This is a genomic window from Labedella populi (assembly GCF_004078655.1).
GTDB lineage: Bacteria > Actinomycetota > Actinomycetes > Actinomycetales > Microbacteriaceae > Labedella > Labedella populi.
The window spans coordinates 204,974-218,026 of the sequence record NZ_RZNC01000002.1 but is presented as its reverse complement, the minus strand read 5'-3'; the positions used below and the strand labels follow the sequence as shown (position 1 = coordinate 218,026).

11 protein-coding genes and 1 riboswitch are annotated in these 13,053 nt (G+C 69.5%); of the genes, 3 read left to right on the top strand and 8 right to left on the bottom strand.

Annotation, left to right across the window (positions count from 1 at the left end; translation table 11 throughout):
- Positions 1 to 1,281, bottom strand: coding sequence for a serine hydroxymethyltransferase (glyA, locus tag ELQ92_RS06665; protein WP_128498225.1), 1,281 nt, complete (start codon positions 1,279 to 1,281; stop codon positions 1 to 3).
- A 41-nt stretch (positions 1,282 to 1,322) separates the two neighbouring features.
- Positions 1,323 to 1,428, bottom strand: a riboswitch (ZMP/ZTP riboswitch).
- A gap of 24 nt (positions 1,429 to 1,452) precedes the next feature.
- The gene (locus ELQ92_RS06660; RefSeq protein ID WP_128498224.1) at positions 1,453 to 2,130 is read right to left on the bottom strand and encodes a pentapeptide repeat-containing protein; all 678 of its coding nucleotides are present in this window, start codon (positions 2,128 to 2,130) and stop codon (positions 1,453 to 1,455) included.
- A 93-nt stretch (positions 2,131 to 2,223) separates the two neighbouring features.
- On the opposite strand from ELQ92_RS06660, the gene ELQ92_RS16710 reads away from it, so the two are divergent.
- Together ELQ92_RS16710 and ELQ92_RS06655 are read left to right on the top strand one after the other, a co-directional pair.
- Positions 2,224 to 2,358 (top strand): hypothetical protein, encoded by a 135-nt coding sequence (locus tag ELQ92_RS16710; protein WP_279432156.1) that lies wholly within the window; start codon positions 2,224 to 2,226, stop codon positions 2,356 to 2,358.
- Complete coding sequence (locus ELQ92_RS06655) at positions 2,355 to 3,509, top strand: N-acetylglucosamine-6-phosphate deacetylase (protein WP_128498223.1); 1,155 nt, start codon at positions 2,355 to 2,357, stop codon at positions 3,507 to 3,509. Before ELQ92_RS16710 ends, ELQ92_RS06655 begins: the two co-directional genes overlap by 4 nt.
- A 14-nt stretch (positions 3,510 to 3,523) precedes the next feature.
- Here the strand turns inward: ELQ92_RS06655 and mnhG are convergent, their stop codons facing one another.
- From mnhG to ELQ92_RS06625, 6 genes are read right to left on the bottom strand one after another with little or no spacing between them, the layout of a single operon-like run.
- Positions 3,524 to 3,949, bottom strand: a complete 426-nt coding sequence (mnhG, locus tag ELQ92_RS06650) for a monovalent cation/H(+) antiporter subunit G (RefSeq protein ID WP_128498222.1) — start codon at positions 3,947 to 3,949, stop codon at positions 3,524 to 3,526.
- Positions 3,946 to 4,209 carry an MrpF/PhaF family protein gene (locus ELQ92_RS06645; RefSeq protein WP_128498221.1) on the bottom strand — a complete coding sequence of 88 codons (264 nt, stop codon included), beginning with the start codon at positions 4,207 to 4,209 and terminating at the stop codon, positions 3,946 to 3,948. Before ELQ92_RS06645 ends, mnhG begins: the two co-directional genes overlap by 4 nt.
- A complete protein-coding gene (locus ELQ92_RS06640; protein WP_128498220.1) occupies positions 4,209 to 4,799 on the bottom strand; it encodes a Na+/H+ antiporter subunit E in 591 nt (196 codons plus the stop codon). The genes ELQ92_RS06645 and ELQ92_RS06640 overlap by 1 nt, the downstream gene beginning before the upstream one ends.
- On the bottom strand, positions 4,799 to 6,361 hold the full coding sequence (locus ELQ92_RS06635; protein ID WP_128498219.1) for a Na+/H+ antiporter subunit D: 1,563 nt from the start codon (positions 6,359 to 6,361) through the stop codon (positions 4,799 to 4,801). The genes ELQ92_RS06640 and ELQ92_RS06635 overlap by 1 nt, the downstream gene beginning before the upstream one ends.
- Complete coding sequence (locus ELQ92_RS06630) at positions 6,358 to 6,888, bottom strand: sodium:proton antiporter (RefSeq protein WP_128498218.1); 531 nt, start codon at positions 6,886 to 6,888, stop codon at positions 6,358 to 6,360. The genes ELQ92_RS06635 and ELQ92_RS06630 overlap by 4 nt, the downstream gene beginning before the upstream one ends.
- Complete coding sequence (locus tag ELQ92_RS06625) at positions 6,885 to 9,950, bottom strand: Na+/H+ antiporter subunit A (protein WP_128498217.1); 3,066 nt, start codon at positions 9,948 to 9,950, stop codon at positions 6,885 to 6,887. The genes ELQ92_RS06630 and ELQ92_RS06625 overlap by 4 nt, the downstream gene beginning before the upstream one ends.
- Positions 9,951 to 10,534: 584 nt before the next feature.
- Between ELQ92_RS06625 and ELQ92_RS06620 the strand changes: the two genes are divergently transcribed.
- Positions 10,535 to 13,015, top strand: coding sequence for a sigma-70 family RNA polymerase sigma factor (locus ELQ92_RS06620; protein ID WP_166426730.1), 2,481 nt, complete (start codon positions 10,535 to 10,537; stop codon positions 13,013 to 13,015).
- Positions 13,016 to 13,053: the final 38 nt, after the last annotated feature.

Below are 13,053 nucleotides of genomic sequence, written 5' to 3'. Positions count from 1 at the left end.
CTACTGCTGGAGGCCGGGGTAGAGCGGGAACGCGTCGGCGAGAGCCGCGACACGGCCGCGCAGGGCCTCGACGTCGGCGCCCGGGCGCAGCGCGAGCGCGATGACGTCGGCGACCTCGGTGAACTCGGTCTCGCCGAAGCCGCGGGTCGCGAGCGCCGGGGTTCCGATCCGCAGTCCCGACGTGACCATCGGCGGACGCGGGTCGAACGGCACGGAGTTGCGGTTCACGGTGATGCGGACCTCGTGCAGCACGTCCTCCGCCTGCTTGCCGTCCAGCTCCGAGTTGCGGAGGTCGGCGAGCACGAGGTGCACGTCCGTTCCGCCCGTGAGGACGTCGAGGCCCGTGGCCTTCGAGTCGTCGGCCGTGAGGCGTTCCGCGAGGATCTGCGCGCCGCGGATGGTGCGCGCCTGGCGGTCCTTGAAGTCGTCGGAGGCCGCGAGCTTGAAGGCCGTCGCCTTCGCCGCGATCACGTGCATGAGCGGCCCGCCCTGCTGGCCGGGGAAGACGTTCGAGTTGAGCTTCTTGGCGAGGTCCGGCTCGTTCGTGAGGATGAAGCCGGAGCGCGGGCCGCCGATCGTCTTGTGCACGGTCGACGAGACGACGTGCGCGTGTGGGACGGGCGACGGGTGGAGGCCGGCGGCGACGAGACCGGCGAAGTGCGCCATGTCGACCCAGAGCGTCGCGCCGACCTCGTCGGCGATCTCGCGGAAGAGGGCGAAGTCGAGCTGGCGAGGGTACGCGGACCAGCCGGCGATGATGACGCGCGGCTTGTGCTCACGGGCCTTCGCGCGCACGTCCTCCATGTCGACGAGCATCGTGTCGGCGTCGACACCGTACGCGACGGCGTTGTAGAGCTTGCCGGAGAAGTTGAGCTTCATGCCATGCGTGAGGTGGCCGCCGTGAGAGAGCTCGAGGCCGAGGATCGTGTCGCCGGGCTGGGCGATCGCGGAGAGAACGGCGGCGTTGGCGCTCGCGCCGGAGTGCGGCTGGACGTTCGCGTACGCGGCACCGAAGAGGCTTTTCGCGCGCTCGATCGCGAGCGACTCGGCGACGTCGACGAACTCGCAGCCGCCGTAGTAGCGGCGGCCGGGGTAGCCCTCGGCGTACTTGTTCGTGAGTACGGAGCCCTGCGACTGCAGGACGGAGACGGGGACGAAGTTCTCGCTCGCGATCATTTCGAGATAGTCGCGCTGACGGCCGAGCTCCTGCTCGAGGACGGCGGCGATCTCGGGGTCGACTTCGCTGAGCGGGGCGTTGAAGAGATCCTGGGACGTGGTCATGAGGCTGACTCCTTCTGACAGCGGCGGACGTGAGGGTGCTCCGTATCGGCCCAGGCGTACGGCCGAATCCGTGTCAGTCGCTCCCCGATGGTGACCATCTTCAGTCGGATGCAGAGCATCCGTCATACGCCAGTTGCGACGCGGTCAGCATATCAGGGAGGAGACGCCGGATCACTCGATCCGGACGCCGAGGGCCGCGGCGAACAGCGGACCGAACTCCGCGAGCTGGTGCTCGCCGATGATCGCGCCGCGGAGGCTGTCGAGTCCCCGGACAACGGAGAACTCCCCGCCGCGGAGGTCGACCTCGGTCAGCGTCGCGCGTGTCACGTCGAGGGTCCCGATCCGGCAGTCGACGAGGCGCAATCGCGTCGCCGTCGCTCCCCCGAGGTCGAGTTCCTCGATCGAGCAGCCCTCGATGAGGAGGTCGGTGACACGCGCGCCACGGACGTTGAGGTAGCCGAGCTTGCTCTCGGTGATCCGCACCGCTCGCAACTCGGCGTCGTAGAGGTCGGCCGAACCCGAGCGGGAGGAGCGGATCTCGATGTCGCGCCAGAACGTCGAGGGGGCATCGATCACCGGCGCCTCGAGAGCCGTGATGACGCAGTCCATGAGCCGGGCCCCCCGCAGCGCCAGAGCGTCCGTGCGTATCCTCTCGAACCCGCAGCCCGAGAACTGGACGTCGGCCAGGTCGATGCCCGAGGTATCGAGATCGGCGAATCGAGCGGCATCGTGGTAGTCCGCGCTGCGCAGGTCCTCGATCGTTCCGTCATGGAGGCCCGCGAGCCGCACGGGAGTGACGCGAGGGGCCGGGGAGGACGACGAGGGGCGCTGTCGCGGGGAGCGGGGCATGCCCCCAAGTGTGCCGCAGGGCACCGACGGGGCCCGTCCGGTAGGCTGGCACCCTCGGTTTTGCACGGGTTGTTCACCTATCGAAGGGCGCCGATGACGACTCTCGACGGAGCAACCGGAACCGACCCCGGGACCGCAGCGGCCGAGCCGCTCGGACTCGTGTGGGCCGGCGGCCCCGAGACCGCGCGGGAGGCGTACGCGCGCCCGGACGGGATCGAGTGGTCATGAGGGACGCGACGATCATCCACTCCGCTCGCCTGATCGACGCGGGTCGGGAGACGCTCGACGCCTGGGTGCTCCTGGCGGACGGAGTCGTCCTTGAGCGCGGCACGGGCACCTCGTGGGAGCGACTCGTGGGCGGGGACGACGGGACGCGCGTCGTCGACGCGACCGGCGGTGTCCTCACACCCGGATTCATCGACCTCCACGGACACGGTGGCGGCGGAGCCTCCTTCGATGACGGTCCCGACGCGGTCAGGACGGCTCTCGCGACGCACCGCGCTCACGGCACGACCCGGAGCGTCATCTCCCTCGTCTCCACCCCCGTCGACCGGCTCGTCGAAAACCTCGCGATCGTGGCGCGACTCGCCGATGAGGACCCGACCGTGCTCGGGGCCCACCTCGAGGGCCCTTTCCTCTCGCCGGACAATCGTGGCGCGCACGACCCCGCAGCCCTCACGACCCCCACGGCCTCGGACGTCGAGCGCCTCGTGACGGCGGGGCGCGGTCGCCTCGTCCAGATCACGATCGCGCCGGAGCTGCCCGGCGCTCTCGAGGCGATCCGAGCGTTCCGACGAGCCGGTGTCGTCGTCGCGATCGGCCACACGGTCTCCGACTTCGCGGGGGCAGCCGAAGCATTCGCCGCGGGCGCGACGCTCCTCACCCACGCCTTCAACGCGATGCCGGGTATCCACCACCGCTCTCCTGGTCCCATCGTCGCGGCGATGAGCGAGCCGTCGGTCGTGCTCGAACTCATCGCCGACGGCGTCCACGTGGATCCGGCCGTCCTCGCCCTCGCCTTCGCGGGCGCCCCGGGTCGCATCGCCCTCGTCACGGACGCCATGGCCGCCGCGGGGTTCGGCGACGGCGCCTACGAACTGGGCGGGCTCGCGGTGAGCGTCGACCGGGGCGTCGCCCGGCTCACGGACTCGGGCGTCATCGCCGGTTCCACCCTCACTCAGGACGCCGCCCTCAGCACCGTCGTCACCGCGGGCGTCCCGCTCGCCGATGGCGTCCGTGCTCTGACGGAGACACCGGCCCGGGTCGTCGGGCGACCCGAGCTCGGGTCGCTCGGGGTGGGAGCGGTCGCCGACGCCGTCCTCTTCCGCGACGGCCTCGACGTGTCCGAGGTGTGGATCGGCGGGGCGTCGCTCGGATAGCGCGTAGCTCCCGCTCAGTCCGTCTCGTGCGCCCCGTCGTCACCGCCGCCGAGGCGGTCGTCGTCCCGCCGGTCGGATCGCCGCGAGGATCGCTCGTCGGCGCGACTGACGGCGTCGGCGAGCTCGTCCGTCACGAGCAGGTCGCGCCGCAGATGATCTCCGCGGTAGGCCGCCCTGCCCACCATGTGCGCGGAGATCGGCGCCGTGAGCCCCTGGAAGAAGAGGATCGCGATCGCGAACGCGATCGTGGCGAGACTGATGTTCGACACGGCGACGTCGACGACGATGAGCCCGAGTCCGAGGATCTGCGGCTTCGTCGCGGCGTGGAGCCGTGACAGGACGTCGGGGAAGCGCAAGAGGCCGATGCCCGCGGCACCGCACAGGAACGCCGCGATGACGATGAAGGTCGCGGTGAACGCCTCGCTCCATTCGGCACTCATGTCGAATCCTGCTTCGCCATGAATCGCGCGATGCTCACGGAGCCGATGATGCCGAACATCCCGAGGACGAGCATCACGGGCAGGGTGTCGGTGTGGTGGTTGACGGCCATCTCGGCTCCGATGACGCACATGATCGTCACGACGAGCACGTCGGAGGCGATCACCCGGTCGAGCAGGCTCGGCCCGGTGACGATCCGGTAGACGGCCGCGAGCGCGCCGATCCCGAACATGACGCCGGCGACGACGAGGGCGATCTGCATCAGCGGTCTCCTTCTGTTCCGGGTGGAGTGGGGTCGGCTGCGGGAGGCTGTGCCGTTCCTTGCACGAGGGCGAGGTCGTGCGCCGATCCGAAACCGCGGACGATGCGCTCCTCAGTCGCGAGGACACGCGATCGCGCCGCCTCGACGTCGCGATCGTGGTCGGTGTCGAGGACGTGCAGGTAGAGGATCGACTCGCCGCGGTCGAGGTCGACGACGATCGAACCGGGGACGAGCGAGAGGGATTCGGCCACCCACATCGTGATGAGGTCCGAACGTGTCCGCAACTGCACCGCGACGATCGAGTTCTGCGGGACGACACCCGGGCGCAGCACGATCCAGGCGACCTGGAACGACGCGATGACGATGTCGAGGAGCAGTCGGAGGAAGAAGTAGACCGTGCGCACGGGGTCGAGCCGCCGCGAGAACTGGATCGCCGGCAGGTAGAAGACCAGCGTCACGATGGTCGCGATCGCGACCCCCGTGAGGAGCGACAGGACCGTGAACTGCCCCCAGAGCATCGCCCACAGCAGGACGAGGCCGAGGAAGAGCAGAATCCGACTGCCGAGACTCGCGTGCTCGCGCTGCTGCATCAGGGCACCTCCACGGGGAAGACGGCCCTGACGTAGGTCGAGGGGTCCTCGATGTTCACGGCCGCCCGGTCGGCGAGCGCGAAGAGCGGTCCGGCGAAGACCGTGAGAGCGACGGTCAGGACGACGAGGCCCGCCGTCGCCGACACCATGAGCGGCGAGACGGTCTTCAAGGAGACGCGGCCGTCGTCCTCCGGGTTCTCGCTCAACGACGCGAGCAACGATGAGGAGTAGCCCTCGACCTCGCGCCGACCACGCCAGAACGCCATGTTCCAGACCCGGGCGAGGGCGTAGAGGGTGACGAGCGACGTCGCCGCTCCCGCCCCGATCACGACGAAGTCGAGCGGAGTGCCCGACTCGACGCCGGCCCGGAAGAGGCCGACCTTTCCGAGGAAGCCGGAGAACGGCGGGATCCCGCCGAGGTTCAACGCGCCGATGAAATACAGCACCGCGACGATCGGCGCCGCCGACAGGAGGCCGCCCAATCGGCTGATGGAGGTCGAGCCCCCGACGCGCTCGATCAGACCGGCGACGAGGAACAGGGCCGTCTGCACGACGATGTGGTGCACGACGTAGTAGATGGTCGACGTGGTCGCCGCCTCGCTGCCGATCGCGATGCCGAAGACCATGTAGCCGATGTGGCTGACAAGCGTGAACGAGAGCAGCCGCTTGATGTCCGCTTGGGCGACGGCGCCCAGGATGCCGACGATCATCGTCACCGCCGCCACGATGAGCAACGGAGTCTGGAGCGGCACGTCGATGAAGAGCACCGTGTCGGTGCGGATGATCGCGTAGATGCCGACCTTCGTCAGGAGTCCGGCGAAGACGGCGGTGACGGGCGCCGGTGCCGTGGGGTACGAGTCGGGAAGCCAGAACGACAGCGGGAAGAGTGCGGCCTTCACGCTGAAGCCGACGAGGAGGGCGAGACACAGCACGAGCTGTACGTCGGGCGGGAGGTCGCGGACTCGCTCGGACACGAGCGCGATCGTCACCGTGCCGGTCGCTCCGTAGATGAGCGCGATCGACGCGACGAAGATGATCGACGACATGAGGCTCACGACGATGTACGTGACCCCGGCCCGGATGCGCGCGCCCGTCCCGCCGAGGGTCAGGAGAACGTAGCTCGCCGCGAGCAGCATCTCGAATGCGACGTAGAGGTTGAAGAGGTCCCCGGCGACGAAGGCGTCGAACACCCCGGCGGCGAGCACGAGGTAGGTCGGGTGGAAGATCGACACCGGCGGCGGGTTGCTGTCCCGGTCCGCGATGCCCTGCCCGACCGCGAAGAGGAGGACCCCGAGAAGCATGAGCGACGACACGACGAGCATGATCGCGGCGAGCCGGTCGGCGACGAGCACGATCCCCCAGGGCGCGTCCCAGCCGCCGACGTGCACGACCACCGGTCCCGTCGAGTCGACGTGGATGAGGAGAGCGATCGACAGCGCTGCGACGACGGCGAGCACCATCGTGCTCACGGCGATCTGGATCTGCGGGTACTTGCCGAGCGTGAGGGCGACCGCGGCTCCGAGGAGCGGCAGCATCACGACGAGGGGAACGAGTGCGGTCATCCGCGGTCCTCCCCGGTCGTATCGTGCGTCCTGTCGTTCGGTGTCGTGCGGTGCGAGCCGCCGGGCGCCGAGGACTCGTCGTCGCCGGGTCGCTCGTCGCTCGCCCGCAGCACCTCCTGGACGGCGGCGTCGTCGAGGTCGAGAGGGTCGAAGCTCGACTCGGTCTCGGCCTCCGTCTCGCCCTCGTGCTCGTCGGGAAGGGTGTCCCCCTCCTCGCCCAGTTGTGCCAGCCACCAGGAGCGGTAGATGAGCGCGAGGAGGAAGGCCGTGATCCCGAAGTTGATGACGATGGCGGTCAACATGAGCACTTGCGGGACGGGATCGACCATCGAGTCGTCCGCCTCCGTTCCGGTCACGAGCGGTGGCGACCCGTTGCCTCCGCTCATGAGGAAGATGAGGATGTTGGTCGCGTTGCCGACGAGAAGGAAGCCGATGAGCACACGGGTCAGGCTGCGCTCGAGCATCACGTAGATCCCGACGGCGTACATCGCCCCCATGAGGACGACGAGGGTGAGGGACGCGCTCATCGACCCGCCCCCACCGTCGAGAAGTCGTCGTGGGCGTCGGGATCGAGCTCGGCGTCCTCCTGCTGCCGATCGATCTCGCCGCCGAGACTCCGGAGGATGTCGACCGTCAGTCCCACGACGACGAGGTAGACACCGAGGTCGAAGATCGTCGAGGTTCCGATCGAGAGGTGTCCGAGGACCGGCACGTCGGCCTCGAGATAAGCGGACGTGAGCGCGTCGGCGCCGAAGAGCAACGAGCCGGTCGCCGTCCCCACCGCGAGGAGGATGCCGGAGCCGAGGAGCTTCCCGGCGTCGATCGGAACGGCCTCGGCGAGTTCATATCGGCCGCCCGCGAGGTAGCGTGCCACGAGGGCCAGCCCTGCGAGCAGACCCCCGGCGAATCCGCCGCCCGGCGTGTTGTGGCCCGTGAAGAGCAGGAAGACCGACACCACGATCGCGGGGTGGAACAGCAGCCGGACGAGGACCTCGAGCAGGAGCGAACGGTTCTCGTCCCGGATCGTGCGACCCGCGAGGAGCCAGGACTGCCGCGCGCCCGACGCGAGTCGTTCCTCGGGGGTCGCGGTGTGGGCGGCGGAGGGCTCGTGGGCCTCGGCCTCGGACAACTGCGGATGAGAGCCCGTGTCGTCGTGCGCCTCCTCGGCGGCCGAAGCGTCCTCGCTCGCGATCGTGGCGGGCGACTCTTCTCGAGCGCTGAGCCCCGTCGACGCGCGCACGTCGGCGGGCACGGCCCGCCGGTTCGCGCGCTGTCGTCGCGCTCCGGGCAATCGCTGCGGCGTGCCCGAGCGGCCCGACACGAAGAGCAGACTCGCGATGCCGGTGGCGACGACGACGAGCACCGCGATCTCGTTCATCGTGTCCCAGGCACGGATGTCGACGAGCATGACGTTCACGATGTTGCGGCCGTGCCCCTCCTCGAAGGACAGCCGAGGCAGCTCCGTCGCGATGCTCTCCGCTTCACGAGCGGACAGGGCGACCGCAGCGGCGACCGAAATCGAGACTCCGAAGAGGACGCCGATGACCGCCCGCCGCACCTTCCGGACGGGTTTGTTGTGCTGAGCGATGGCTTGCGGCAGACGACGCAAGACGAGGATGAAGGTCACGATCGTCGCGAGCTCGACGAGCGCCTGGGTGAGCGCAAGGTCCGGAGCGCCGTGCAGGGCGAACAGTGCGACGAGCCCGAAGCCTGTGACGCCCGCGAGCAGGACGGCCGTCATCCGCTGCCGCGCCCGCGCGGCCACGATCGAGGCGACGATCATGCACGCGGCGATCACGACCTGGAGGGGATAGTCGAACAGCCGGATGTCGGTCGGCCACGTCCCGGTCAGCAGGAGCGTCCCGCCCACGGCGATCACGAACACGACGACGATCGTCATGAGGTACTGGGGCAGTCCTCCGCGCTGCGCGAAGAGCGTGAGGTGCGCCGCGGCGCGGTCGACGGCGTTCACGGTCGTCCAGTAACCCCGCGACGCGTCGATGAGGGACGGCACCGTCGACTGCGCGCGGGCGACCGCTCGCCGAGCCGCGAAGAGCACGACCCCGAGGGCGATGACGACCGTCGAGAGGAAGAGCGCCGGCTCGAGTCCGTGCCAGAGTGCGAGGTGGTACTCCCCGTCACCCAGGGTGTCGGCGTAGGCGGCGAGGAGCGGATCGATGAGCGGCACCCCGATCCCGAGGACGATGCCGGCGATGGCGAGAAGGAGCGGAGCCGCGACGATGGCTCCGCTGTCCGCATGGACGGACACGGGTTCCGTCGTCGACCTCCGGGCGAAGGCCCCCCAGAGGAACCGCGCACTGTACGCGACCGTGAGGACCGAACCGACGGCCGTTCCGACGAGGGCGATCCACGCCCAGAGATCTCCGTGGAGCCCCTCCTCGATGAAGGCGGTGAAAACGGCCTCCTTGCCGACGAACCCGATGAGCGGGATGACCCCCGCCATCGACGCCGTCGACAATGCGGCCGCGACCGCGAGGACCGGCATCGCCCGGCCGAGACCGGACAGCCTCCGCCAGTCGCGAGTTCCGGTCCGATGATCGATGATGCCGACCGTGAGGAAGAGCCCCGCCTTGTAGATCGCATGCGCGAGAAGCATCGCCGCACCGGCCAGCGCCGCGTCACGTGTTCCGAACCCGACGATCACGAAGAGGAACCCGAGTTGGCTGACGGTCCCGTACGCCAGGACCAGCTTGAGATCGTACTGACGGAGCGACCTCCATGCCCCGACGAGCATCGTCAGCACCCCGAAGCCGACGACGACGGGGGTCCAGGCGGGCGAGTCGGCGAACCCGGGGGCGAACCGCGCAACGAGGTAGATTCCCGCCTTCACCATCGCGGCGGCATGGAGGTACGCGCTCACGGGGGTCGGTGCCGCCATGGCGGCGGGAAGCCAGAAGTGGAAGGGGACGATGGCCGACTTCGACATCGCCCCGACGAGGACGAGGACGATCGCGACGGCCGGGAGCACACCCTCGTGGGGAGCGGCGATGAGTTCCGAGATGCGGGTCGTCCCGGCGTCCACGCTCAGCATGACCACGCCCACGAGCATGACGAGGCCACCGAGGGTCGTGACGAGGAGGGCCTGGAGCGCCGCTCCCCTGCTCTCCTTCCGTCCGGTGTAGTGGCCGATGAGGAGATACGACAGCACGCTCGTGATCTCCCAGTACATGAACATGACCATGACGTCGTCGGACGTCACGAGACCGTACATTGTTCCGGCGAAGCCGAGCAGCAGACCCGCGAACCTCCCAAGGGAGGGCTCGTCGTCGTCGAAGTACGACGCGCAGTACAGGAGGACCAGCGCGCCGACCCCCGTCACGACGAGCGCGAGCAGCCATGCGAGGGCGTCCATCCGGAACGCGAGGGCCAGGTCGAGTTGCGATATCCACACCCACGACTCGGTCGCAGCGCCGTCGGCTTCGGCGATGAGACCGGTGTAGGCGAGGGTGTGCACGAAGGCGGCGAGGGGCACGAGCGCCAGCAGGAGGAACGCGCGGCGTCCGAGGAGTCGGACGAGGAGTGGGGCGGCGAAGGACAGCGCAGCGAAGAGCACCGTCATGATCGCCATGGGGTCTCCCGGGGGGTGGTCGGCCTCTGTCCCTATTAATCTATCAGCCGTTTGCGGCACGTCGTCGTGGATGCAGCGCCGGGGACCCCTGCATGCCCGAGGCGGCATGCGTATCGACGCGCATGCTCGCTCGATGCGGGGCTCTCGCGGCGATGGCGACGGAGAGTGCGGGTGCGGACTCCCCCGAGTCCGCACCCGGCGTGAACCGCGCCTCCGCTGATCGCGTCCCCGAGGCCCGGGTCCTGCGTCCCCGACAGGGACTGCGCAGGTGTCTGTGCCGGCGAGGCCGAATGGTGCCGGCAACCGTCGTCGCGAATGCACGAACTCAACGACGGCCATCGCCCGCACCCGCGGGAGCGGAGGTGCAATGGCGATGTCATGGTGAGAGAGCCGCGTCGCAGCGGATCATGACGCCGCTTCGCGAAAATCGTTCCCTGCTCGTTCCGACGGGTTCTCCACAGATCACACGGGGCCCCCCACGACGGAGACGCAGGAGAGGAAGATCACGAAGAGGCGTCATGAACCACGTCTCCGTGCATCTCTCAACTCGAAGCCATCACACCCCCAGCGAAACCGGAGAAGCCGTGCACGACGAGAGCGCCGAGCCGAACACCCGCCCCAGCGATCCCCTGGCGAGCCAGGGCGGAGTCCCGTCCTCTTCACCGCCGTCCGGATGGGACGACGCGTCGGACGCCGATCTGATCATGTTCACTCGAGCGGGCGACGGAGCGGCTTACGGCGAGTTGTGGCGCCGGCATTCCCGAGCCGCCCGCACCGTCGCGCGCTCGTTCACCTCGTCACTCGATCCGGATGATCTCGTCCAGGAGTCGTTCGCGAAGATCTATCAGGCGTTGCAGAAGGGCGGAGGGCCGACCGGCGCGTTCCGTCCCTACCTGTTCACGACCGTCCGCAACACCGCCTCCGCGTGGGGGCGCGCCCGGCGTGAAGCGTCCATCGACACGCTCGAGTCGTTCGAGGACCCGGCCTCGCGCGACGAGGAGACCATGGCGGCTCTCGATCGGAGCCTCACCGCTACGGCCTTCCGGAGTCTTCCGACCCGGTGGCAGGAGGTGCTGTGGTACTGCGAGGTCGAGCGGATGACACCCCAACAGGTCGCTCCGCTCCTCGCGATGAAGCCCAACGCTGTCGCAGCGCTCGCGTATCGAGCACGCGAGGGCCTACGTCAGGCCTGGATCCAGGCCCACATCGCGGCGGTTCCGGAGGACTCCGAGCATCGCTGGACGATCGAGCGCATCGGCACCTACACCCGCGGTTCGCTCGGCAAGCGCGACGCCGCCAAGCTCGAAGCCCATCTCGACTCCTGCGCCCGGTGTACCATCGTCGCCGCCGAGGCTCGAGAGGTCGGCTCGCGCATCGCTCTCGTCCTGCTTCCTCTCGCGGCCGGGACCGCTGGAGCCACGGGTTACCTGGCCTGGATGCAGACGGGCGCCCACACCGCTGTCGCCACGGCAGCCATGCCCGCCGCCGTCCTCGGCGGCCACGGCATGGGAATCGGCGCGGGCATCGACCCGTCGGTCGTCGCGTCGCTCGTGTCGGCGGGAGCGGGATCCGGAGGGGTTGCGACCGGCGCGGCAGGGTCGGGGGCGGGCGCGACGACATCGGCTGGTGTGGCCTCGGCCGGAGCCGCGACGAGCGCCGGCGCGACGGCGGGCGCCGCGTCCGCGGGGATCGTGACGACGGGGCTCGTCTCCGGAGCGATCGCCCTCGTCGCGGCGTCAGCCGTAGCGGCGACCCTCGCCCTCGGGCCGACCTTCGTCGCTCCGACGCCCACGAACATCGTCGTGGCGGAATCCGCGCAGGAATCCGAGGCCCCGTCCACGCCTCAGCCCGGGCCCACGACCATCCCGACGCCTCCTGCTCCCGAGAGCACGGAGACCGCGCCGGTTCCGGAAGCGACGGAGCCCGATCCCGTACGGGGTCCGACGCCGACGAGCGCGCCGGTCTCCCCACCCGCGTCCCAGCCGGCGCCTCTTCCCCCGACCCAGCCGCAGCAGCCCGTCGACCCGCAGCAGCCCGAGGAACCGCAGCAGCCCGAGGAACCGCAGCAGCCCGAGGAACCGCAGCAGCCCGAGGAACCACAAGAACCACAGGAGCCCGAGAAGCCGTCGCAACCCCTCGCGTACACGTTCGACCAGGGCGGATACGGCCAGCTGTACCCGATCGTCTCGGGAGTGGCCGTGCCCGGAGCAACCGTGACGTTCTTGCGGGACGGTCGGATTCTTGCGGAGACACTCGCCGATGACCGGGGTCGGTGGTCTTCACCGATGCTGATGGACACACCGGTGGGCTCCAGCACCGTGACGATCCGCCAGACCACCCCGACGGGTGTCGTGGAGGAGCGCACGGAGCCCGTGCACCTCGCGGCTCCTCCGACGATCGTGTCGCCGACGGACGGCGCCACCGTGTCGGCATTCGATCTGAGCATCGAGCTCGAGGCGATCCCCGGCACTCAGATCCACGGGCGGATCGACGGGGTTCCCGCGTTCCTCTGTGACATCGCGACCGGGAGCGGTGACGTCGCGTGCGAGTGGATCACCGACTGGACGAGCTTCGGCCTGGGTGAGCACACCGTTGAGGTGTCCTACGGGGAGCAGGGCGGCCTCGAGCTCGAAGCGCCCTCCCGCTCCATCCGGGTCACAGTCGTCCTGGCTCCCGTCGCACCGGCTGTCCAACCGTCTGTCGACGACCGCCGAGGATCTCCGTCGGACGCGGCCCTCACCCGTGAATCGTCGACGGCTGAAGCCGCGGCCGGGCAGTCAGGCGAAGCGGACGATGTTCGGGCCGACGACGAATCCGCACCGGTCGCTCCGGCGGCCGACACCCCCGAGCGGATCGACCCCGAGTGGATCAACCCCGAGCCCACCAAAACAGAGCCCACCGAAACCGAGCCCACCGAGATCGAATTGACCGCGCCGACCGAGACCGAGCCGACCGATGGAGCGCCTCTCCCGAACGTGTCCATGGGATCGACAGGGCCCGACGGCACCGACGCCGGCAGGGCGGGCGCAGTTACGACGCCGGAATCCCCTGCTCAAGAGGCATGAGGACGAGAGTCCGCGCCCGGGCGCTCACCGACCGTACG